The 20,854-nt window shown below is 45.3% G+C and carries 23 protein-coding genes, 5 tRNA genes and 1 rRNA gene; 6 read left to right on the top strand and 23 right to left on the bottom strand.

Features of this window, described 5'->3' with window-relative positions; all coding sequences use genetic code 11:
* Positions 1-77: 77 nt before the first annotated feature.
* The 3 genes from M3630_RS20485 to M3630_RS20475 form a co-directional block, all read right to left on the bottom strand.
* Entirely contained in the window at positions 78-356 is a 279-nt protein-coding gene (locus tag M3630_RS20485) for a glutaredoxin family protein (protein ID WP_173611027.1), read from the bottom strand.
* Positions 356-1,729, bottom strand: a complete 1,374-nt coding sequence (gene rpoN, locus M3630_RS20480) for an RNA polymerase factor sigma-54 (RefSeq protein WP_173611026.1) — start codon at positions 1,727-1,729, stop codon at positions 356-358. Before rpoN ends, M3630_RS20485 begins: the two co-directional genes overlap by 1 nt.
* Positions 1,730-1,920: 191 nt before the next feature.
* Positions 1,921-2,319 carry an iron chelate uptake ABC transporter family permease subunit gene (locus M3630_RS20475; protein WP_251253310.1) on the bottom strand — a complete coding sequence of 133 codons (399 nt, stop codon included), beginning with the start codon at positions 2,317-2,319 and terminating at the stop codon, positions 1,921-1,923.
* 127 nt (positions 2,320-2,446) lie between these two features.
* Between M3630_RS20475 and M3630_RS20470 the strand changes: the two genes are divergently transcribed.
* Positions 2,447-2,521 (top strand) — tRNA-Arg (locus M3630_RS20470).
* 340 nt (positions 2,522-2,861) lie between these two features.
* Here the strand turns inward: M3630_RS20470 and M3630_RS20465 are convergent.
* The 4 genes from M3630_RS20465 to M3630_RS20450 form a co-directional block, all read right to left on the bottom strand.
* Positions 2,862-3,341: a hypothetical protein gene (locus M3630_RS20465; RefSeq protein ID WP_251253309.1), complete on the bottom strand. Its 480-nt coding sequence runs from the start codon at positions 3,339-3,341 to the stop codon at positions 2,862-2,864.
* A 42-nt stretch (positions 3,342-3,383) separates the two neighbouring features.
* Entirely contained in the window at positions 3,384-3,875 is a 492-nt protein-coding gene (locus M3630_RS20460; protein WP_173611024.1) for a hypothetical protein, read from the bottom strand.
* A gap of 390 nt (positions 3,876-4,265) precedes the next feature.
* Entirely contained in the window at positions 4,266-5,306 is a 1,041-nt protein-coding gene (locus tag M3630_RS20455; protein WP_251253308.1) for a FecCD family ABC transporter permease, read from the bottom strand.
* Positions 5,299-6,315 (bottom strand): FecCD family ABC transporter permease, encoded by a 1,017-nt coding sequence (locus M3630_RS20450; RefSeq protein WP_251253307.1) that lies wholly within the window; start codon positions 6,313-6,315, stop codon positions 5,299-5,301. Before M3630_RS20450 ends, M3630_RS20455 begins: the two co-directional genes overlap by 8 nt.
* A gap of 266 nt (positions 6,316-6,581) precedes the next feature.
* On the opposite strand from M3630_RS20450, the gene M3630_RS20445 reads away from it, so the two are divergent.
* On the top strand, positions 6,582-7,592 hold the full coding sequence (locus M3630_RS20445; RefSeq protein ID WP_221868249.1) for an ABC transporter substrate-binding protein: 1,011 nt from the start codon (positions 6,582-6,584) through the stop codon (positions 7,590-7,592).
* Between the two features lie 75 nt (positions 7,593-7,667).
* Here M3630_RS20445 and M3630_RS20440 read toward each other — a convergent pair whose 3' ends face one another.
* On the bottom strand, positions 7,668-7,826 hold the full coding sequence (locus tag M3630_RS20440; protein WP_173611020.1) for a hypothetical protein: 159 nt from the start codon (positions 7,824-7,826) through the stop codon (positions 7,668-7,670).
* Between the two features lie 194 nt (positions 7,827-8,020).
* On the opposite strand from M3630_RS20440, the gene M3630_RS20435 reads away from it, so the two are divergent.
* Together M3630_RS20435 and M3630_RS20430 are read left to right on the top strand one after the other, a co-directional pair.
* Positions 8,021-9,889, top strand: a complete 1,869-nt coding sequence (locus M3630_RS20435; RefSeq protein WP_251253306.1) for a PAS domain-containing sensor histidine kinase — start codon at positions 8,021-8,023, stop codon at positions 9,887-9,889.
* Positions 9,890-9,924: 35 nt separating this feature from the next.
* On the top strand, positions 9,925-10,059 hold the full coding sequence (locus M3630_RS20430) for a DUF4023 domain-containing protein (protein ID WP_173611018.1): 135 nt from the start codon (positions 9,925-9,927) through the stop codon (positions 10,057-10,059).
* Positions 10,060-10,311: 252 nt separating this feature from the next.
* Here M3630_RS20430 and M3630_RS20425 read toward each other — a convergent pair whose 3' ends face one another.
* Positions 10,312-11,547, bottom strand: coding sequence for a branched-chain amino acid ABC transporter substrate-binding protein (locus M3630_RS20425; RefSeq protein ID WP_173611017.1), 1,236 nt, complete (start codon positions 11,545-11,547; stop codon positions 10,312-10,314).
* 218 nt (positions 11,548-11,765) lie between these two features.
* Positions 11,766-12,233, bottom strand: coding sequence for a copper amine oxidase N-terminal domain-containing protein (locus M3630_RS20420; protein ID WP_173611016.1), 468 nt, complete (start codon positions 12,231-12,233; stop codon positions 11,766-11,768).
* A 214-nt stretch (positions 12,234-12,447) separates the two neighbouring features.
* Here M3630_RS20420 and M3630_RS20415 point away from each other — a divergent pair, with 214 nt between their 5' ends.
* Positions 12,448-12,669: a hypothetical protein gene (locus tag M3630_RS20415; protein WP_026043328.1), complete on the top strand. Its 222-nt coding sequence runs from the start codon at positions 12,448-12,450 to the stop codon at positions 12,667-12,669.
* A 131-nt stretch (positions 12,670-12,800) separates the two neighbouring features.
* On the top strand, positions 12,801-13,403 hold the full coding sequence (gene clpP / locus M3630_RS20410) for an ATP-dependent Clp endopeptidase proteolytic subunit ClpP (RefSeq protein ID WP_007720441.1): 603 nt from the start codon (positions 12,801-12,803) through the stop codon (positions 13,401-13,403).
* Between the two features lie 114 nt (positions 13,404-13,517).
* Here the strand turns inward: clpP and M3630_RS20405 are convergent, their stop codons facing one another.
* The 13 genes from M3630_RS20405 to M3630_RS20345 all read right to left on the bottom strand — a co-directional run.
* The gene (locus M3630_RS20405; RefSeq protein WP_088909644.1) at positions 13,518-13,703 is read right to left on the bottom strand and encodes an H-type small acid-soluble spore protein; all 186 of its coding nucleotides are present in this window, start codon (positions 13,701-13,703) and stop codon (positions 13,518-13,520) included.
* 16 nt (positions 13,704-13,719) lie between these two features.
* A complete protein-coding gene (locus tag M3630_RS20400; RefSeq protein ID WP_173611015.1) occupies positions 13,720-13,902 on the bottom strand; it encodes a hypothetical protein in 183 nt (60 codons plus the stop codon).
* A 129-nt stretch (positions 13,903-14,031) separates the two neighbouring features.
* Entirely contained in the window at positions 14,032-14,289 is a 258-nt protein-coding gene (locus M3630_RS20395; protein WP_048034964.1) for an HPr family phosphocarrier protein, read from the bottom strand.
* Positions 14,290-14,338: 49 nt separating this feature from the next.
* Positions 14,339-15,286, bottom strand: coding sequence for a DNA-binding protein WhiA (gene whiA, locus M3630_RS20390; RefSeq protein ID WP_251253305.1), 948 nt, complete (start codon positions 15,284-15,286; stop codon positions 14,339-14,341).
* Between the two features lie 8 nt (positions 15,287-15,294).
* Positions 15,295-16,305, bottom strand: a complete 1,011-nt coding sequence (locus M3630_RS20385) for a gluconeogenesis factor YvcK family protein (RefSeq protein WP_173611013.1) — start codon at positions 16,303-16,305, stop codon at positions 15,295-15,297.
* Between the two features lie 78 nt (positions 16,306-16,383).
* Entirely contained in the window at positions 16,384-17,265 is an 882-nt protein-coding gene (gene rapZ / locus M3630_RS20380) for an RNase adapter RapZ (RefSeq protein WP_173611012.1), read from the bottom strand.
* A 234-nt stretch (positions 17,266-17,499) separates the two neighbouring features.
* A complete protein-coding gene (gene trxB / locus M3630_RS20375) occupies positions 17,500-18,459 on the bottom strand; it encodes a thioredoxin-disulfide reductase (RefSeq protein ID WP_221868247.1) in 960 nt (319 codons plus the stop codon).
* Positions 18,460-18,523: 64 nt separating this feature from the next.
* Entirely contained in the window at positions 18,524-20,167 is a 1,644-nt protein-coding gene (locus M3630_RS20370) for a tetratricopeptide repeat protein (RefSeq protein ID WP_251253304.1), read from the bottom strand.
* A 146-nt stretch (positions 20,168-20,313) separates the two neighbouring features.
* Positions 20,314-20,389, bottom strand: a tRNA-Gly gene (locus M3630_RS20365).
* A gap of 40 nt (positions 20,390-20,429) precedes the next feature.
* Positions 20,430-20,505 (bottom strand) — tRNA-Lys (locus M3630_RS20360).
* Positions 20,506-20,510: 5 nt separating this feature from the next.
* Positions 20,511-20,586, bottom strand: a tRNA-Phe gene (locus M3630_RS20355).
* A 31-nt stretch (positions 20,587-20,617) separates the two neighbouring features.
* A tRNA-Asp gene (locus tag M3630_RS20350) sits at positions 20,618-20,694 on the bottom strand.
* Positions 20,695-20,746: 52 nt separating this feature from the next.
* Positions 20,747-20,854, bottom strand: a 23S ribosomal RNA gene (locus M3630_RS20345); the annotation flags it as partial.

The raw sequence follows: 20,854 nt of genomic DNA, 5'->3' as shown, positions 1-20,854 counted from the left end.
CACTTTCTACAACTTGAATGTATCATATTTAACCATATCTTGCAAGTTCCCCAAAAGCCCCTATAAAAAAGTGCCACTCATGACCGAGCGGCACGTCTCTGTAATTCGTTTCGCAGTTCCTCGAGAGTCACTACATGTGTAATAGAACGAAATACGATCTCTCCATCTATCTCGACTACTGGTATGACGAACATCATTTCTTCATGCAAGACCGGATCACTTTCAATATCAACTACGCGCATACGAAGGGGGAACTCCTCCGCCAGACTGCGGATGTAGAGCTCCACCTCGTCGCACAAATGACATTTATTTCGTCCATACAAGACAATTTCAAACGTTTTTTCATTCATTCTCATTAAAACCTCTTTCGTTTGGCCGACGATGGGATCAGCATTTCCTCCCGGTACTTGGCAACCGTGCGGCGGGAGATTTCAATCCCCTCTGTAAGCAGCATCTCACCCAGCTTTTGATCTGATAACGGAGACTTCCGATCTTCTTGCTCGATCAGTGCTTTGATTCTGCGCTTAACACTCTCAGAAGAGGTCGCTTCCCCGCTGGAAGTAGAGAGTGCTGACGTAAAGAAATACTTCAGCTCAAAGATTCCGCGCGGTGTCTGAACGTATTTATTGCTGGTTGCCCGACTGATCGTCGATTCGTGCAGGCCGACCCGCTCTGCAATTTCCTTTTGTGTCATGGGCTTTAAATAATGTATCCCCCGATCAAAAAACTCCCGTTGCATATCGAGAATGGCCTGTGTTACACGCATGAGCGTCAGGCGGCGCTGCTCCAGACTTTTTGCTAGCCACATGGCGGCATTCAGCTTATCGTGAATGAACTGCTTAGCTTCATCCTGACTTTTTTGCTGGCTCAGCATTTTTTCATAGAAGCTGTTGATTTTCAGCCGCGGTGCTGCGACATCATTGACCAATACTACATAATCATTCCCGACCTTCTCTACCGTCACATCTGGAATGACATATCTTGTCTCTACTGAAGAAAAGGCCGCCCCTGGACGCGGATTCAGCGTACGTATCAGGTCTGCCATCGCCTGTACCTCTTGAGGTGTACATCCGATTTTGTCTGCAATCCGCTGATAGCGATTGTCCGCCAAATCTTGCAGATGATTACGAACGACCTGCACGATCTTTTCATCATCGAGTGCCAAATGCTCAAGCTGTAGCAAAAGACATTCTTCCAGGCTGCGTGAAGCTACGCCTACTGGATCAAAATGCTGCAAAACGGACAACACGTCCTCAATCTCCAGCATTTCAGCGCCTAGGCGCGCACTCGCTTCCTCCAATGTTATTTCCAAATACCCCTTCTCATCCAGATTCCCGATCAAAAAGAGAGCAATCTGTTTTTGCAGCGACGAGAATCCTTTTACATAGCCGAGTTGACGCTCCAGATGTTCGTACAGCGTCTCCGCACCTTGCTGGACGTAATCCAGCGGATTGTAAGTGCTTTCATTTTTCGACGAACCGTACTCACCTGTCGCGCGATTGCCCACAATTTCTTTCCAGTCAATCTCAGGAGCTGGTTTCTCTGCTTTTGCAGAAGCGACTTCTCCAGCCACTTCAAGGTCGAAAACAGGATTTTCATTGGCCTGATCCTGCAAATAGGAGATGAGATCAATAGCTGAATACTGCAATATGGTAATCGCTTGGCGTAATTCCGGCGTCATCACTAATTTCAGTGTTTGTTCTTGAAATAACCCCAATCCCATGTTCATGAAGCTCGCCTCCTTCGCACATGCTCATGCTGCTCGATGACTCTTTATTTTCATTATATTCGTTCTCTCATGCAATTTTCCTGCCAAATTATGATACACCAGCACAAAAATGTGACCCTTGTGGTTAGGGTCACTTTAGGATTCCTCCTGCCGCGGCTCCCACACCACATTGATACTAATCATTACAGCAGTCACCAGCAGAATAGCCGAAAGAACCAAGATGCCCATCGTCCGTTTTTCCACATGAAAAGAGAACATCGGATTATGTACAAAGCCGCTCCCCAATTGATACCCAAAACAGATGGGGAAGCTAACGGGTTACGGATGAGTGCTTGTAGAAGAACTCCCCCTACAGCCAAGCCTCCTCCAACAAATGCAGCCGTAATTGCCCGAGGCACTCTCGTATCTTTAATAATAAGATGTTCCGTGCTCCCATTGAACTGAGTGTAGGCCTCAATGGCTATTGATGGAGGGAAGTTTTGCAATCCATACAGTACGCTTACCGTCATGACCAACGCGAGAATCACGATCCCCATAATCAGTAAAGACCATTTTTGAACACGGCCATATAAAAAAGCCCCTTCTCTCATGCTGCTACCTATTTTAGATATGGACTGAGTTCATATTCATGAAAAAATCCACTAAAACCACGTTTTTTAGTTTGCATTTTGCCTGTTCGCTGTCATATAATGAAATAGTGTCATTAAAAAACACTATACGCCTGTAGCTCAGTGGATAGAGCAATGGTCTCCGGAACCATGTGCGGGGGTTCGATTCCCTTCAGGCGTACCATAATTGCTAACCAAAAGGCTGGATGCTTCCAGCCTTTTTTATTTGTCTATCTCTTCTATTAGTTGATATCCGTAAAGATCTTCTCGATATCCTTCACCATCAAGTTTGCTGCCAAGATTACCCGGCTGTTCCAAATAGCTTCGTTAAGAGTCCTGTAAAGAGATGGGGCGACTTGCCTTTCAATTGACAGGCTCGATGCGAGAGCCTCTGCTTTAAAATATAATTTATGTAATGAAATGCAGCCCGCCTCCTAATGGAGAACGGGCTGCATTTTTCCGTTAAATTCGAAAAAAATGGAGAGTTGTGCTACCCTGTATAGTCTGCAAGTAGCCAATTGATCCTACTGATTAAAAATGGCTTTGAATGCGTAGGGTGCTGGGGCAATTGGGGTTGATTCAAATTTTTTAGCGCTATTAATGTTGATACTGTAACTTCCTTCTTCCGGAATATTAAATGTGAAATTAACATTCCCTGGTTTAGACCAATAAGTATGGACTATCCCTCCGCCTTGTTTAATTACCATTATGTTGAATTCGCCCGGCGGTGAAGATAATTTACTTAAAGCGAAATTGAATTCACCCGGTTTCGCATAAAAATTAAACCAGTCAAAATCTTTGTTGTGAGAAATCACACCATTATAGGTAACATTCGAATTGATATAAGTAGCAAACGCTGGATCATCATTGGGTTCATATGGATCATTTGTGGAAGCAGTTTTCTGAGAAGCATTAACATTTTTCGCAGGTTCTGCTGCAAATGCAGATACTGAGAGTGATAATGCCATTGTCAGAGTCAATAAGCTAGCTACGACTTTTTTCATGAATAATACCTCCAGATATACTAGTAGAAATAGTCAGTGATCTTATTGATTAAAAATGGCTTTAAACGCATAAGGGACTGGTTTAATTGGTTTTGGGTTTTCTACCATAACACGCTTGTCAAATATGTAAATCGCATATGTTCCTTCTTTAGTGATATTAGTCGTAAAGTTAACATTTCCGTTTACAGCGAAAAAGTCCTGTGTTCCTGAACCAGGCTCATCAATTTTGTGTAGAATAACCCAAAATTGCCCTTTTTCCACAGTTAAGCTGTTAAGTAAAAATTTCAGTTCGCCTGGTTTTGCATAAAATTTAAAAATATCCTTATCTTCAACATGACCAATCTCTGCCGAATATGAAGTATTTGAGTTTATATAAGAAGCAAATGCAGGATCATCATTTGGCTCATAAGGATCGTTTGCCGCCGCAGCTTTTTGAGATGATTTCGAGATTTTTACAGGCTCTGCAGCCAGTACAGATACAGAGGCAGATAATACGAGTGACAGGCTCAATAGACTTGCTACGACTTTTTTCACGAATAAATCCCTCCAAAAGCTGTGATAGTAGTACTATTATGTTTTACCATTTTATCTAAAAATTGTAAATATATGCTTTGTAATTTTTTGTAATTATTTGATGACTTCGCTAGAATGAAGTCTATATTTATCGAATGATGACTGATATTATCGCTCTTGTTTTTCTCCGTATACTAGGGGTTCCCATGAGCAAAGTATCCGTTAACGAATAATCCCATTAATTATTATAAATGCAATATATACTAATCTTTACCATATTTAAAGCGTATTGTAAATTCGAATCTTGTAATATTTTGTTATAAATTGACAGATAGTGAGCACAAAAAACCCCTGAAGCATTCCTCTTCTTCAGGGTTCTCACTAAACTCTCGATAATCACTCTTCAATTTCCTACTGATGATTCCTCGTTTTATACAAAAGATAAACAAAAAACGGAGCTCCAATCGCTGCGGTAAAAATCCCTGCTGGCAAATCATGCGGTAAAAATACCGTTCTCCCAATTAAATCAGCCAAGACGACGAGCATCCCGCCCAAAACAGCGGAAGCCGGCAGCAAATAGCCATATGCAGAGCCTACTAGCCTACGAGCTATGTGTGGGGCCATCAACCCAATAAAACTGATTCCCCCTGCCACACCGACCGCAGCACCTGCCAATGCCACACTGATCGCAATCAAGAGCAAACGCTTCTTATCAATCGCTACACCAATGCCTTTGGCGATATCATCACCGAGCTCCTGGGCATTCAAATAACGGATTTGTAAAATCGTAGCGCCGAGAAACAATACGGTCCACGGAAGCAACGTTATCACATTTACCCAAGACATACCATACACGGTTCCTGTCATCCACCCGAGTGCATTTGAGGCTTTATGGGTTTGGGTAATCACCATAAAAAAAATCGTTAATGCCCCCATGCCTGCTGAGATACATACCCCCACAAGTGCGAGACGAAAAGGGGAGACTCCCTCCTTCCACGCAGTGAGATACGTAAGCGTCGCGGTTACCAATCCACCGATCAAGGCCACCAATGGCATCCATTGCACACTCACATCTTTTGCGAAGGTGATAAATGCTACTGCTGCTGCCGTCGCTCCCGCTGTAGTCCCGATTAAATCAGGCGAAGCTAACGGATTTCGCACCAAGGACTGCAAGATGGCCCCCGATACTGCCAGGGAAGCCCCCACCATGACTGAAACGACAACGCGAGGCAATCGCCAATCGAGCACGATCAATTCATTCTGTTCACTGCCCGCTCCCACAAAAGCTTTGATGACATCCCACACCGGAATATGCAAGCTTCCTAAGCCAATACTCAATACAATCAGAGCAGATAACAGGATAAATAGAATGAAATTAATTCCTAACGCCCGCTTATCTACATGAAAAGAAAGCGCTGGCTTTTTGGTCCGTATGACTACATATCTATGCATACGCTCTCCTCCTGACCAGCGGGATAATAAAAGCCACTCCGATCATGGCGGTTGCTACGCCTACCGGTACTTCCAAACGCATAGGCATCAACACAAGGCGTGAAAGCAAATCAGCGCAAACCAGAAAAGCTCCGCCGAAGACAATCGAATAGGGAATCAACCAGCGATGATCAAGGCCGACTAAAAAACGACAAAGATGCGGTATGATGATGCCTACAAATGCAATCGGTCCGGCGAGCGCGACACTCCCACCTGCCAAAAGTACCACGATCAATATTGCTGTAGCTTTTACCAAGATAATCTTTTGGCCCAATCCAGTCGCTACATCGTCACCGAGTACCATCAAGTTTAACGAGCCGGTCAGTAGCATAGCGCCTAACCAGCCTACGAGCAAATAAGGAATGATCATAAAAAAATGATCAAGCTGTCTTCCCTCCACAGAACCAACTAACCAGTAAAAGGCCTCTGTCATCGTCTTTTCTTGCAGCAGCATAAACAGAGAAGTCACAGACGAAGCAAAAGCGGCAACCGCTGCACCCGAAAGTGTCAGCTTAATCGGAGTCATGCCTCCCCGCCCAGCGGAAGCCAACCCGTATACGAGCAGAGCCGTCACCCCCGCTCCGATAAAGCCCGCCCACATCATCTGCGACACGGGGAATTGCGAGCCAAATACAGCAATCGTCGTCACTATGGCTGCTGCAGCTCCAGCGTTCACACCGATAAGAGATGGTGAAGCCAAAGGGTTGCGAGTCAACGCCTGCAACAAAACACCTGCTACAGCGAGACTGCTCCCTACCGCTACCGCTGTCAGTGTACGCGGCATTCGGGAAGTCGTAATAATCAAGTGTTCCTCCGAACCGGAAAATTGAGTATATGCCCCTACTGCAGTAGTGAGCGAATACCGATTGATTCCGAAAAGGATACTAGCTACCATCACGACTGCCAGGACGACGAGTCCTGCTATGAGTACAGTAGTCTTTTGCAGTCGGCTGGACAAAATCACATTCACGCCTGGTCCCTTCTTTCCGTATGCATTCTACCTATTCTGTTTATTCGCCACCTATGTATGTAAGTTTCTCCCACTAATCAGTTTAAGCTTGAGGATAGGGCTAGTCAATGATATTGATTTTTATTATCACTACTGGAAAATTCAGCACATAAATATCTATACTTTTCCTCTGATTCCAAAAAATATATTGACACATTGTCATATATGCATATACAGTAGTGAAGAAAAATGATAATCATTATCAGTTAAAAGGGGGATTTTCCATCATGCGCAAAACTTCCCTGCGTTTGATGCTCGGGGCTATGCTTTCCGCTGTCATGCTCGTAACAGGTTGCGGAGGACAGGCAACGCCTTCATCCGACTCATCTTCTTCTACACCAGCCGCGTCAACAAATACATCAGCACCGGCAGCGTCTGAAGAGAGAGAAGTAAAACACTTTATGGGGTCAACAAAAATAAAAGGGACTCCTCAACGTGTCATCACTCTCACCAGTGAAAGCACAGAGGCTGTTCTCGCGTTAGGGATTACGCCAGTTGGGGCTGTCATGAGTGGCCTCGGCAAATCTGGTGACCCATGGCATCCACATATTAAAGAAAAAATGAAGGATGCAGTTGAATTGGGTGATGAGAACCAACCAAACGTTGAGCTGATCGCCAGCCTGAAGCCAGATCTGATTCTGGGAACAAAAGGACGCCAAGGGCAAGAAAAAGTATACACTCAGCTTTCTGCGATTGCTCCAACCGTCTTCTCCGAGGATCTCGTAGGCAGATGGAAAATCAACTTTGCCCTATACTCCGAAGCGTTGAATAAAAAAGCTGAAGGCGACAAGCTGATGGCTGATTTTGATAAGAAGATTGAGGATGCAAAAGGAAAACTGGGTGACAAGACGAAGATGAAAGTCTCTGTCGTTCGTTTCGTAGCTGGTAAAACTCGTCTCTACTTGAAAGACACTTTCTCTGGCGTTGTTCTGAGCCAGCTCGGTTTTGCTCGACCAGCCTCCCAAGACATCGATGAGTTCAAAAAAGACATTCCAAAAGAACTCATGGCTGAAATGGATGGCGACGTCATGTTTTACTGGATCGGCGATTATTCCGGTGATGGATCTGCCAATAAATACACAGAGGAATGGATGAAAGATCCGCTCTATCAAAAACTGAATGTCGCGAAAAACAATAAGGCATTCCAAGTTGACGAAGTGATCTGGAACGTAGGCGGCGGCATCCTTTCTGCTGAACTGCTTGTTGATGACATCGTGGAACGCTTCTCCAAACTGTAGGCTATTTACTTTCCGATACCGTCAAAAAAGCAGGAGTGGTTGAGATAACCACTCCTTTTCTTTTGCCTGCTGGCATTATTGATCGAGTTCCTTATTTCCAGCAGTATCCTTACTGGGCAGGATCGGATCTATTTGTTCAGGTTTACGCGAATAAGCTTTGTTTGTAACCAAAATCGTCGCACCGATGACGACGATAAAAATGAGCACCAACGCAACGATAAAACCCGTTGTCATGCATACACCCCCGACTTTTTTCTAACTCTCATTATAGCTGATTTCCATGCGAGTCAGAACCTTCATGCATGACCAATTCATTATAGAATAACAAACTATTCCAAATTTTGATAGGAAAATGGCTCCTATATCTCGAATAGTTACGACAATACTATCTCATTCAAATACTAGATAGACTATGCGGGGGAAATCTGATGAACAAGCTTAATACCCCTTTCTTATGGAAAAAGAAACGTTCAAAAAAGGAAATCACGCAAGTTTTGTTTCCCGATCAAATATTAAAAGCATTTTTCCACTTTACGACGGATGCCATCTCCATTAGTGATCTCGATAACAATATCGTCTTGGTGAATCATGCTTTTGAGCAATACTACGGTTGGTCCATGGAGGAGATTTACGCTTCACCGCTCTGCTTTATTCCAGACGAGTACAAGAGCGAGACCAAACAGTTATTTGATGCAGTCAGGAGCATGGGTGTCTTACTAACGAATTATGAAACCATCAGGCAGCGAAAAGATGGCACGAAGATGGATGTCATTCTGTCGGCTGCTCCAATTAAAGACGAAACGGGAAAAATTATTGGTGCTTCCTGCATTACCCGTGACATTTCGGACCGCAAAAAAATTGAAGAGGCCTTGCGTCAAACTGAAGCCAAATATCGTCTTCTCATCGATCATACTCAGGATATCGTGACGATTTATGATTTATCCATGCGACGCATCTATGCATCTCCATCTATCGAGCAATTGGGATTTGTTCCAGCCGAGGTTACTTCCCCTAACAATCTACAGCTCACACATCCAGAGGATATCCCTATGTTCCGGGACAAATTTCAAGAGATCATGGCAACGAAGCAACCCGTTCATTTCGAGACACGCTCTATGGATAAGAATGGAAACGAAGTCTCCTTTGAAACACGCGGTATCCCCATTTTAAGCGCGGTAGGAGACGTCCAAAACATTATGTTAGTCTCGCGAAATGTCACAGAACGCAAATACTCAGAGGCCGCCTTGTTTAAAAGCGAGAATACGAACAAAATCATCTCAGAATACACAGATGATCTGATTCTGATTACGGACAAAAACGGGGATATCCTCTATCTCTCTCCTTCGCATTCACGCGTAATCGAAACGAGTGAACATTGCCGTCAGCTTACCTTTGCCGAGATTCATCCAGAAGATCGCAAAACTGTTATTGACCACTTTCATCATTTGCTGGCGACCAAAGAACCAAAGATATGCGAATTCCGTTTCCAGACGAAAAATAACAAATGGATCGTTCTCGAATCAAAGGGTGCCCCCATCCTGACGAAAACGGGAGATTGTGATGGCTTTATCATCGTATCGCGGGATATTACAGAACGGCGGCATAACGAGGAACTATTACGAAAGGCTGAGAAGCTGTCTGTGATTGGCGAGCTGGCTGCTGGAATCGCCCATGAGATTCGCAATCCGCTCACATCTTTAAAGGGCTTTATCCAATTTCTTTATCCGAGCATGAAAGATAACCAGCAATACGCCGATATCATGCTCTCTGAACTGGACCGGATCAATTTTATTGTGAGTGAATTGCTTGTCTTGGCAAAGCCACATAGCATTCAAATCAAGCCTCTTCCGCTCATCCCATTGCTGGAAAACGTATTGGTACTTTTGAGGTCGGAAGCCAATTTGAAAAACATCGATTTCCGTACCGCATTTGCTTACCATCCGATCATTGCGGGAGAAGAAAATCAGCTCAAGCAGGTCTTTATCAACATCATTAAAAATGCCATCGAAGCGATTGACGGACATGGTGAGATTCATATTGCCACCGCCTTAAAAGACAATCATCAAGTACTCATTACACTCACAGATACTGGCTGTGGAATCTCTGAAGAAATGATTCACAAGCTGGGCGCCCCCTTTTTCACAACAAAAGAAAACGGAACTGGCCTCGGCCTCATGATCAGCAGCAAAATCATGAAAGACCACAATGGCAGCCTGGAAATTAAAAGCAGAGAGCACGAAGGTACAGTGGTAGAAATAACACTGCCGATTGTACAGGGCCAAATTGGGTCATCCTAGAAGGGTGTACATCTCATCATCAGTGGAGGTGCCCTATGGATTTCTCCAAAATGAGCACGGGTGAGTTCGTGGCCAAAATTCGCGAATCCCAGGCGAAAAACCTGCGAAGCAGACAGCATCAGGGCTACGGTCATCCCGAAAAACGTTTGCCTAGCAAGCAAGGTATTTAACAAGCAAAAGCCCTCCCGTTGAGCTCCTTTGGCTAAAACGGGTGGGCTTTTGTCATTGTTATTGTGGATCCTGTTTATTCAGGTTACGATCTCTTTCGGACTTTTGCTTTTGGGTGCCCTGCGTCTTGCTGCTGTGTCCTTGATTGCCGCCATTCTTCGTATTTCGATTGTTTGACATCAGAATCCCTTCCTTTTCATTCTGGTATTCATGCCAAACGTAGTATGTCCCAAATGGCTTGTTCATAATGAAGATTACTTCGCTTCACCCATAAATACTTTCTTGCCATCCTCATACTTGTACACGTATACGGAAGCAAAGTCGTTGTCGCCTTTTTCATTGAATGTTACGTTAACGAATTTGCCTTTGTAATCTTTGGTTTTGTGAACAGCTTCCAGCACTTGTTCACGAGTTGGCTTTTTGCCGCCGTTTGCTTTGATCGCTTCTTCCAAACCGTTCAGCATAACACCCATGGAATCATAACCAAACGAAGTGAAGATCCCTACTTTGTTGCCAGTCGCGCTCTCGAAGTCTGTAATCCATTTCTTGCCGTCTTCGGTAGCACCAATATCGCCAACAGTAGAAGTAAAGACTACATTATTGGCATTTTCCGCACCAGCAATTTTCACCATGTCAGCGGAGTCATAGCCATCGCCACCCATGAAGACACCTTTGAATCCTTTTTCACGTGCTTGCTTCACGATGATTCCTGCATCAGAGTAGTATCCACCGAAGTAAATCATCTCTGGGTTTTTCGCGAGGATTTGGGTGATAATCGCACTATAATCCTTCTCGCCTGCTGTTACCCCTTCATAGCCGAGAACTTGTACGCCGTCTTTTTCAAATTGCTTTTTCACTTCTTCCGCAAGACCTTGTCCATAAGCAGCCTTGTCATGCATAACGAATGCCGTTTTTACATTCAACTGATTTTTGGCAAAAATAGCAGCCTTGGAGCCTTGTTGATCATCACGCGCACAAATGCGGTGTACGATCTTCTTGCCTTGCTCAGTCAAATCTGATCCCGTTGCCGAAGGAGATACCATCACGAGCTTCTCTTGCTCGTATTGCGCTGCTGCTGTGATGGAAGCACCTGTTGTAGCATGGCCAACTACTCCGATTACATCAGGATTGGAAATCAACATTTGTGCGACTGCTACCCCTTGTTTTGGGTCAGCTTGGTCGTCTTGCGCAGACAATTGAACGTCAAAGCCAAGTGCTTTGAATGCCTCTGCCTTTTCTTTCAATGCATATTCAGCACCAGCTTTTGCTGTGCTTCCGTAATCGGAGTACTGCCCAGACATCGGACCAACTACAGCAACGACGAGCTTCTCAGTAGCGCCACTTGCACCGCCCGTGCTTCCTCCGCTATTATTGCTTGGCTGTGGTGTCGCGCTTTGTCCACCAGTCCCCGCACCTCCGCCGCAGCCCGCGAGCAATGTGCTCAGAGCAAATGTTGCAGCCAGTATCGACAATGATTTCTGTTTTTTCATTGCAAAACATCCCCCTCTTTATTTATGAGCAAACTATGAATCACAATCTTATTGTAGGATATTTTAGAAAATTTGCAATAGAAATGATTAAAAGAAGAATCAATCAAAAAAACCTCTATCGCTGTCTGCTAATAGAGGCGTATACGCGTATTATTGAGGAAAATAGCCACTTCTACGCATAGAAGTGGCTATCTTGATGGGAAGTATCCCATTGATTATTAGGAATTAATTGGAATGCTCAGCTTGTAAGTGAGCGTTTTTGCATCGTATTCTACTTTTGCACCCAATTCTTGGGCAATGAATACGAGAGGCACGAGCACTGCTCCGGTCACTGGACGTGGCGGATTTGCTACACTGGTTTCTTTGCCGTTTTTATAAGCAAAGTTTTGGTTTTCGTACATACGCAGAGCGTACTTGTTGTCTTTGGCAACCAACAGAGATTTTGTCGTGCTATCCCATGCTGCACTACCACCCAAAGCAATCGCCAATGTGCTCGCATTTACATACGCAACACCATTTTCAGTAACGATTTCTTGTGGGAATGGGAACTCCTTGCCGTTTAGCTGAACTTTGATTTTTTGTTGCTGTACAGGAGCAGGAGCAGTTTGGGCGAAAGCAGCCGTTGCCGCTACACTTCCTGTTAGAAGAGCCGCTGTCAGCATCATTGTCGAAAACTTGCGAAGCATAATAAACACCCCTCAAATATCATGAAATGAATTCCAATTTTGTAAGGTTCGACACGAATCAACTTTTTCCTTCTTTTTTATCCCATACATTTCCTATGTAATTCTCTCGCCAAACATGACAAGACTAGGAAAAAAATAAATATCCCACGAACAAATGTTTTTGTGCACAACCTGTGCATAACATTGTGGATAACTTTCGAAAGTGAGGCTTGCCATGGCAGGGGAACGTTTTTTTCTCATCTATCAAGAGGCCAGTGACGAAGAATGCTTATTGACCATTGAACCATACAAAGATCAACAGGAGCTGGCGGAAGCCATCAATCAGCTGCAAGCCAAACAAGTCGATGAATATACGATCATCAAGGGGAAAAAGATGAAAGCCACGCTGAAACTCGCCGTCGATTTAACCGAGGCCGATGAGAATTCCAAGGAATGAATGTTTTCTTTTTCGAGTAGGTTTAGACAGAGGGAAATTGGCAAACATGGTAGTGAGGGAGCGCACTTATGTGTTTGACCTTCATTGACCTTTTGTGTATGATATTGTTACAAAGAGAGGAGGAAGACTAGATGCATATGAATTTAATTCCAACCGTCATTGAACAGACGAACCGCGGGGAACGTGCTTACGACATTTATTCCCGCCTGCTCAAAGACCGCATCATCTTTCTGGGAACCCCAATCAACGACACCGTAGCCAATATCGTTGTGGCACAGTTGTTGTTCCTTCAGGCGGAAGATCCGGAGAAAGACATTCACTTGTACATAAACAGCCCAGGCGGTTCTATTACTGCTGGTATGGCAATTTACGATACTATGCACTTCATCAAGCCTGATGTATCCACCATTTGTATCGGAATGGCTGCTTCCATGGGAGCATTCCTGCTGGCTGCTGGGGCAAAAGGCAAGCGTTTTGCTCTGCCAAACAGTGAAGTCATGATCCACCAACCATTGGGTGGTGCACAAGGACAAGCGAGCGACATTGAGATTGCCGCAAAACGTATTTTGAAGATGCGTGATCACCTGAACACCATCTTGGCTGAACGCACAGGACAGCCTTTGGAGCGCATCCAAAAGGATACCGATCGTGACAACTTCCTCTCTGCCGCTGAAGCAGTAGAGTATGGATTGATTGACAAGGTCATCACTTCCGAACCGTCTTCGAAAAAATAAGAGATAGGTAGTAAAAAAAGAAGCACTCGTGCCTGGATTTCAGGCCGAGTGTTTTTTGTATGCCGAGCAAACCCCAAGAGGCTTCCCCTTGGTTTGCTCGGCTTTTTTCATGGATCATTGTGATACTTCCATTAACTGACTGACATAGACTGTTCGGCTATGTCCTGGATTTTTTTCCTCATGCACACGTGCTGTTGACGTTTTTTCGTCTACAGCATCGATCCAAACGGCTTGTCCTTCGTACTCTACCTTGATGTGGTCGTCGGATTTCATGATGGCTTGTGCTCTCGTTACATTCATATGTGACTGACTCCCTCTATTGATCATCGTCAAGAGCTTGCTTGGCTGAAGTATCACCTGTCATCGTGTCTACAGTCGTTTCTTCAATCAGGCCATTTTGGTCGGAAACAACTCCGCCCCCCAGTCCCTCGTTCACCATTCGATCAATGTCCATGTCATAACAATCGCGGCCTTCGTAACACTTATCACGGTTACTCATGTCTCATTTCCTCCTTCATGCAATCTACATGGTTAGAAATGCCCTGCCCGAAGTAAATTGATACATTTTCATCAAGACGACCAACAAAAAAAGACACCTCCCTTTACGGGAAAAGTGTCTCTCGTGACTCTATTCTTCCTTGCTTACCAGATTCGTAAGGCTGGTGACTGCCTGGGAGGCATCCGGCCCTTCTGCCAAAATAGTAATTTCCGTTCCAGAGCTGATTGCGAGGCTCATGATACCCATGATGCTTTTCGCATTGACCTTCTTGTTGCCTTTTTCTACGAATACTTCCGATGCAAAACGGTTAGCCTCCTGTACGAAAAAGGCTGCTGGACGAGCTTGCAAACCGGTCTTTAACTGAACCACGACCTGCTGTTGAACCATGAATGGACCTCCTTACTTGTAGACTATTATCCTTTAGTATAACATGCATCTACATCGAAATATTTTGTTTTTCTCGTATTTTGTCAGCGATTTCGTTAATTTTTCGCAAGCGGTGGTTAATGCCCGATTTGCTTACTACTCCGCTTGGCACCATCTCGCCCAATTCTTTCAAATTGATGTCAGGATGAGCCACTCGAAGCTCCGCGACCTCGCGCAGACGTTTTGGCAAATTCTCCAATCCCATCTCTTGATCGATGAGCTGGATATTCTCCATTTGTCTGGTAGCTGCATTCACTGTTTTGTTTATGTTGGCGATTTCACAATTGTGTAAACGGTTTACGGAGTTCCGCATGTCCTTTACGATTCGGACGTCCTCGAAATACAGAAGCGCCTGATGAGCCCCTATCAAGCTCAAAAACTCTGTAATCTTTTCGCCTTCTTTAATATAGAGAACATACCCTTTTTTCCGCTCGATGCACTTGGCATTTAGTTTATATCGATTGGCGATTTTGGTCAACGCTTCGCAAAAATCCTGATAGGAAGTGAAAATCTCCAGATGATAGCTGGATGCCTCTGGATGATTCACAGATCCCCCCGCCAAAAAAGCCCCCCGCAAATAAGCAGCGCGGCAGCAGGACTTCTTCACGATCTCAGGAGCGATTCCCGGGATAAACGACAGGCTTTCATCCATGATGCCCAAGTTTTGCAAGATCTCATTGGCCTTATTCGGAATACGCACAATGTAGACGTTGTTCTTTTTCAAACGCATTTTTTTGCGAACCAGCAATTCAGCGTGTATCTGAAACAACCTCTTGATCAACGTGTAAATGCGTCGGGCAATCGCCGCGTTCTCTGTCGTCACATCCAGCACCAGTCGTCCGGCTCCAAACTGCAGACTTCCATTCATTCGAATCAAGGCTGAGAGCTCTGCCTTGCTGCAGCAATCGGCACCCTCCGTCATGGTAAGTTCTTTTTTGGTATGCGCGGCGAATGACATCGACTTCACTACTCCTTCTCTATCTTCAGCACCTTCCGTCTTCGTTTGACGAGTGACACAACCTGCTTGCTGACAGCATGTGCATCATGACGTAGGTATCCATCCTCAAATGTGACTAACGGCTTCGCCACCACGTGGAGACCGAGTTGGCGCAATCTTTTTAGGTCACATCGGACGGGAGCTGCTCCTTTTTCCGCGTATTTGTCCAATACATGGGCAGGCAGCTCGGCTGAATTGACAATGATCGTATCCAGAAATGGTCTATCTACATGTTCATACATGACATTCACGTGCTTGGATGCAGAAAAACCGTCTGTCTCCCCCGGTTGTGTCATGACGTTACAAATGTAGATTTTCGGGGCTTGTGCGTGTGTAATCGCTTCAAATAGCCCGCGTACTAATAAATTGGGCAGGATGCTCGTGTACAAGCTGCCAGGCCCAATCAAAATGGCATCCGCGTCGGCAATCGCCATCAGGGCTTCACTCAGAGGAACAGCGTCCTCTGGATCAAGAAACACCCGCTTGATTTCTTTGCCAGTCAACGGTATTTGGGATTCTCCGATTACGAGAGATCCATCTGTCATTTCCGCTTTCAACTGAATCGATTGCGTGGAAGCTGGCAATACATCTCCACGCACTGCCAAAACTCCGCTTAATGTTTTGACTGCGGTGACAAAATCTCCAGTGATTTCGTTCATCGCTGCAAGTAATAGATTTCCCAAATTATGCCCTGCTAATCCCGTGCCTGTGGAAAAACGATATTGCATGACTTTTTCCATCAACGGCTCTGTATCGGCCAGAGCAGTCAAGACGTTTCGAATGTCGCCAGGTGGAAGCATATCCATTTCTTCTCGCAAACGTCCAGAGCTTCCCCCATCGTCTGCTACCGTAACAATCGCTGTGATATGCACCGGCTCGTGCTTCAAACCGCGTAGAAGGACGGACAGACCCGTTCCTCCCCCAATAACGACTACTCGTAATGGCCTTGACTGTAGCCTCCCGACTCCCTTAGTAGGCATATGTCACCTCATTATTTCTAATACATATACCACAGGTGGCTTTTTATATACGCTTCAGTCTTTCCTGCCATCTTATGCTCATTTGTTCTTTTCCATGTCTCGATGACTGACACGGACAGAAAAATCTTTGCCAAAGGTTTCTCCCAAATGTTCTGCAATGGCGACCGAGCGATGCTTGCCACCGGTACATCCGATTCCTATCACAAGTTGACTTTTTCCTTCCCGCTGGTAATGCGGCAGGGTGTACCCCAAAAAGTCCGTAAGCTTTTCTAAGAATTCTTTTGTGTCCTTGTGCTTCATCACATACTCTGCCACGTCTGGATCACATCCTGTTTTCGGACGCAATTCCTCCACATAATGCGGGTTGGGCAAAAAACGGACATCGAACATCAAGTCAGCGTCTATCGGTGCGCCGTATTTGAAACCAAACGATAATACATTAATCGTAAGTGGTGATCCTTGTTGACCGTATTGGTTGATGATTTTTTCTCGAAGCTGAACTGGCTTCATTTGACTCGTATCGATAATCTGATGCGCCCAGCCCTTCATTTCCTCCAACAAACGGCGCTCGGCGTGGATTCCTTCCAAAGGCGAACCGTTCGGAGAAAGCGGATGTCTGCGGCGTGTTTCCTTATAGCGAGAAACCAATGTCTGATCGTTCGCATCCAGATAAAGGATATGGTAAGATAATCCATTCATTTGATTGAGGCTTTCCATGGTTACGGCTAGATTTTCAAAAAACTCACGCCCTCGCAAGTCAATCACCAATGCGACTCGCTCAATACTCCCACCAGACTGTTTAACCAACTCAGCAAATTTGGGAATCAGTACAGGGGGTAGGTTGTCTACACAAAAAAAGCCTAGGTCCTCCAAGCTTTGTACAGCAACTGTCTTTCCCGCACCTGACATTCCGGTAATAATCAGGAGATTCATGGCCTTGTCGTTTCCCAATTCCGTCACGCAACTCGCCTCCTACGATTCTGACAATAGCATACCATATTGTCGACCTTATTCGCACCTTTTTGAAACGCTTCCCCTGTTTTTCCAATGACGTCTTCTACAGGAGTACAAGCAAATTTAGAAAAAAAATGCGTGACTGAATGCCAGCCACGCAACAATTGTTTATATAGATAAGGGGGTCAATTCATTGTCTATAGATTACTCTTGAATTATTTCACCCATGTTACAAGCAGGTTAAGAGATTGTGACATTTTGTTCCTTCAGCTTTTCATTTAGCTCTTCAACATAATGCTGAGCAGATTGAGCCGCGATCGAACCGTCTCCAGTAGCTGTCACGACTTGACGCAGCATTTTTTCGCGTACATCTCCTGCTGCAAAAATACCTTTTACTTTGGTGTTCATTTTTTCGTCTGTCAGTACGTAGCCTGCGTCGTTGGTGATGCCCAGTGGGCGCACGCTTGCAGTCAATGGGTCCATACCTACATAGATGAACACCCCATCTGCTGGATATTCTCTTTCTTCACCTGTTTTGGTGTTTTGCAAGAGAACCGCTTGTACTTTGCCTTCGCCACGGATCTCTTTTAGTTCTGTATCCCAGATTACTTCGATTTTTTCGTTATCGAAAGCGCGTTTTTGCAAGATTTTCTGTGCACGGAACTGATCACGACGGTGTACGATTGTCACTTTGGAAGCGAAGCGAGTAAGGAACACTGCCTCTTCTACTGCGGAGTCTCCCCCACCAACAACCACCAGCTCTTTATTGCGGAAAAATGCACCATCGCATACCGCGCAGTAAGAAACACCACGGCCGGACAATTCTTTTTCGCCTTGTACACCGAGCAAACGATGCTCTGCACCAGTTGCCACAATAACAGATTTGGTCAAGTATTCCTTGTCACCCGTGATAACGCGTTTGTACGGCTCTTCATCGCGGATTTCCTTGATCTCACCATATGCATACTCTGCACCGAATTGTTGTGCATGCTCAAACATTTTTGTAGAGAGATCAGGGCCAAGAATGGAAGTGAAACCTGGGTAGTTCTCGATATCTTCCGTGTTCGCCATTTGACCGCCTGGAATTCCTCTCTCCAGCATCAATGTGCTCATGTTCGCACGGGATGTATATACAGCAGCCGTCATTCCAGCAGGGCCAGCTCCGGCGATAATGACATCATAAATTTTTTGGTCGCTCATGCTTGTTGCCTCCTCATCTCACACAGTTCTGTTTCCTTATTTAAATTAATTATAAAGTAATAATCTATTTAAAATCAAGTGTCGACAAAACTTTGACGCACTTTGCCAAGGTTGCGGCAGAAATGCCATATTTTTGAGCTAGAAGGGCTTGTGACTGTTTTTCTTTCGTTATCGTTCCGTATACATATTCTAATGCTGCGACCCACGCTACTTCTTTTCGCACTTGTACCTGACTTTGGGCATGTTCATGATGCTTACGCCATACATCGAGGCACCATTCTCCAGCCTCTTGCTTGCCCTGCGCGAGCAAATAACGGCTTATGCCTTCTTCTATACTGCTCTTTTGCTCTTCCGCCGTCGGTGAACCATTCGATCCATCCGGAGTTCCTTCCGGCATGTCTGCACCCATATCGGCCAAAGCCAGCAAAGCCAACTTTTGCAGCTGTTGGTTATCTGTCTGGTAATAAAATTGACGGACCGCGGTTTCAGCTTCATCGTCTCCGATCAGCGACAATGTTTGCAGCACCGCGAATTTCACTTCATCACGTCCATGCTGCAATGCCCAGAGGAGGGAAGCACGGATCATCGGGTCTGTTTTAAAATCTTCCACTCCCGTGAACGAAGCCTTTTCCCAAGAAACATCACGTTGGGTCGTATTGTATTGGTAGGGGATCGGTTTTATAGTCTCCCCTTCTTGTTCGTTTTTTACCATTTGAATGTATTGATCTGCGATACCTGCTTCTGGATCTAACTGCTTGGCTTTTTGCCACCAGCGCAGCGCTTGATCCTTTTTCCCACTCAAATAAGCCGAGATCGCAGCATAGTGATACGTGCATGCTTCATGTGGCCTTCCATTTCGCAGCATTCGCTGGTAATGGAAATACGCTTCGTCATGCTGGCCGAGCACTCCCATTGTTGTTGCGAGCTTGTAGGTATTTTCCGGATGGAACGGAACGACCTTTTTCAACATATCAATCAAGCTCAACAGCTCTACCGTTTGATTGTGATGGGAGAGCAAAACCGCCAAATTGCACAGTGCATGCAGGTTTCCCTCTTCCTTATCCAGCGTTTGTTCGATTGTCTCCATCGCCTTCTGGAATTCTCCAGCATAATAGTAAGCGAGAGATAAATTGTTCCACGCCGGCAAAAACTCAGGATCTGCCTCGACGATTTCCTTTAAGGTATCCAATGCCTCCAGGAAACGTCCCTCTTCCAGGCTGCGACGAGCTCGTTCGTGCTTGCTGTATACGTCCTCTTTTTCACTTGGGAGGAAGTGTCGCGGTGGCATGTCCAGCTCAAAGTAAATATAGTCGAGGAGCTCTTCGGCATCTTCCCGATACGGTCCAGTACTATCCTCTTGTAAATAACGAACAGCCATTTCTTCTGCCATATGGTAATCTTCTAAGTTGGCATAGTTGTTCGCCATGTAGAAATACACTTCTGTCATGGATGGGTCCCATTTTTCTATGACTTCATAGAGGACCTCATTCGACGCTTCAAACTGTCCGGTTTCAGCTAGGGCACTAGCCAAATGGCAGTGGCATTCTGCATTCGTCGGCTCCATTTCAACTGCTCGGCGAAATGAACGCAATGCTTTATCATAGTCGTACCGATTCAAACAGCGCATTCCCCGGTCAACAAAAAAAGCAGCATCTTGCTTAAAGTCAACGACGGTCGTTTTCTTCAAAATACTTTTGTTATGTTTCATAAAACCTCCAACATCGTAGGAGCTTACACTCCAAGTATCGTACCAGAAGCATCGGCACCCTACAAGCTGACTCGTCTTTTAAAGTGTTCAGCGGATAAAGCAAGAAACACCACTGGCCCATAGCAAGTGGTGTTTACGAACAAAAATGGAGCGGACGAAGGGTCTCGAACCCTCGACCTTCGCCTTGGCAAGGCGACGCTCTACCAATTGAGCTACGTCCGCATATCTTATCAATTATTCATATTTTGTCCGATTGAAAAACTGGTGAGCCATGAAGGACTCGAACCTTCGACCCTCTGATTAAAAGTCAGATGCTCTACCAACTGAGCTAATGGCTCGTACATGGTGGCTCGGGACGGAATCGAACCGCCGACACGAGGATTTTCAGTCCTCTGCTCTACCGACTGAGCTACCGAGCCACATACTTTGTTCGCCATTCTTGAGTAAGAATGGCGGAGCTGACGGGACTCGAACCCGCGACCTCCGGTGTGACAGACCGGCGTGAACTCCAACTTCACCACAGCTCCATATAGAAGGTTTGTTCCTTCAAAACTGAATACGCATGATTGCTAAGAATGTGTGGATAAGTCCTCGACCGATTAGTATTCGTCAGCTCCACGCGTTACCGCGCTTCCACACCGAACCTATCAACCTCATCGTCTATGAGGGGTCTTACCAGCTTGCGCT

The sequence above is a fragment of the Brevibacillus sp. MER 51 genome (genome assembly GCF_023714195.1).
Taxonomy (GTDB): Bacteria; Bacillota; Bacilli; order Brevibacillales; family Brevibacillaceae; genus Brevibacillus.
This window is presented reverse-complemented; position numbering and strand designations above follow the sequence as displayed.

Coding starts and splice junctions, on each gene's coding strand:
- M3630_RS20475 (WP_251253310.1), bottom strand. CDS start 2,319: ATGAGAGAAGGGGCTTTTTTATATGGCCGTGTTCAAAAATGGTCTTTA.
- M3630_RS20445 (WP_221868249.1), top strand. CDS start 6,582: ATGCGCAAAACTTCCCTGCGTTTGATGCTCGGGGCTATGCTTTCCGCT.
- whiA (WP_251253305.1), bottom strand. CDS start 15,286: ATGTCATTCGCCGCGCATACCAAAAAAGAACTTACCATGACGGAGGGT.
- M3630_RS20370 (WP_251253304.1), bottom strand. CDS start 20,167: ATGAAACATAACAAAAGTATTTTGAAGAAAACGACCGTCGTTGACTTT.
- M3630_RS20465 (WP_251253309.1), bottom strand. CDS start 3,341: ATGAAAAAAGTCGTAGCTAGCTTATTGACTCTGACAATGGCATTATCA.
- M3630_RS20435 (WP_251253306.1), top strand. CDS start 8,021: ATGAACAAGCTTAATACCCCTTTCTTATGGAAAAAGAAACGTTCAAAA.
- trxB (WP_221868247.1), bottom strand. CDS start 18,459: ATGAGCGACCAAAAAATTTATGATGTCATTATCGCCGGAGCTGGCCCT.
- M3630_RS20400 (WP_173611015.1), bottom strand. CDS start 13,902: ATGAGTAACCGTGATAAGTGTTACGAAGGCCGCGATTGTTATGACATG.
- clpP (WP_007720441.1), top strand. CDS start 12,801: ATGCATATGAATTTAATTCCAACCGTCATTGAACAGACGAACCGCGGG.
- M3630_RS20440 (WP_173611020.1), bottom strand. CDS start 7,826: ATGACAACGGGTTTTATCGTTGCGTTGGTGCTCATTTTTATCGTCGTC.
- M3630_RS20455 (WP_251253308.1), bottom strand. CDS start 5,306: ATGCATAGATATGTAGTCATACGGACCAAAAAGCCAGCGCTTTCTTTT.
- M3630_RS20405 (WP_088909644.1), bottom strand. CDS start 13,703: ATGAATGTAACGAGAGCACAAGCCATCATGAAATCCGACGACCACATC.
- rpoN (WP_173611026.1), bottom strand. CDS start 1,729: ATGAACATGGGATTGGGGTTATTTCAAGAACAAACACTGAAATTAGTG.
- M3630_RS20425 (WP_173611017.1), bottom strand. CDS start 11,547: ATGAAAAAACAGAAATCATTGTCGATACTGGCTGCAACATTTGCTCTG.
- M3630_RS20395 (WP_048034964.1), bottom strand. CDS start 14,289: ATGGTTCAACAGCAGGTCGTGGTTCAGTTAAAGACCGGTTTGCAAGCT.
- M3630_RS20485 (WP_173611027.1), bottom strand. CDS start 356: ATGAGAATGAATGAAAAAACGTTTGAAATTGTCTTGTATGGACGAAAT.
- M3630_RS20420 (WP_173611016.1), bottom strand. CDS start 12,233: ATGCTTCGCAAGTTTTCGACAATGATGCTGACAGCGGCTCTTCTAACA.
- M3630_RS20415 (WP_026043328.1), top strand. CDS start 12,448: ATGGCAGGGGAACGTTTTTTTCTCATCTATCAAGAGGCCAGTGACGAA.
- M3630_RS20385 (WP_173611013.1), bottom strand. CDS start 16,305: ATGCCTACTAAGGGAGTCGGGAGGCTACAGTCAAGGCCATTACGAGTA.
- M3630_RS20430 (WP_173611018.1), top strand. CDS start 9,925: ATGGATTTCTCCAAAATGAGCACGGGTGAGTTCGTGGCCAAAATTCGC.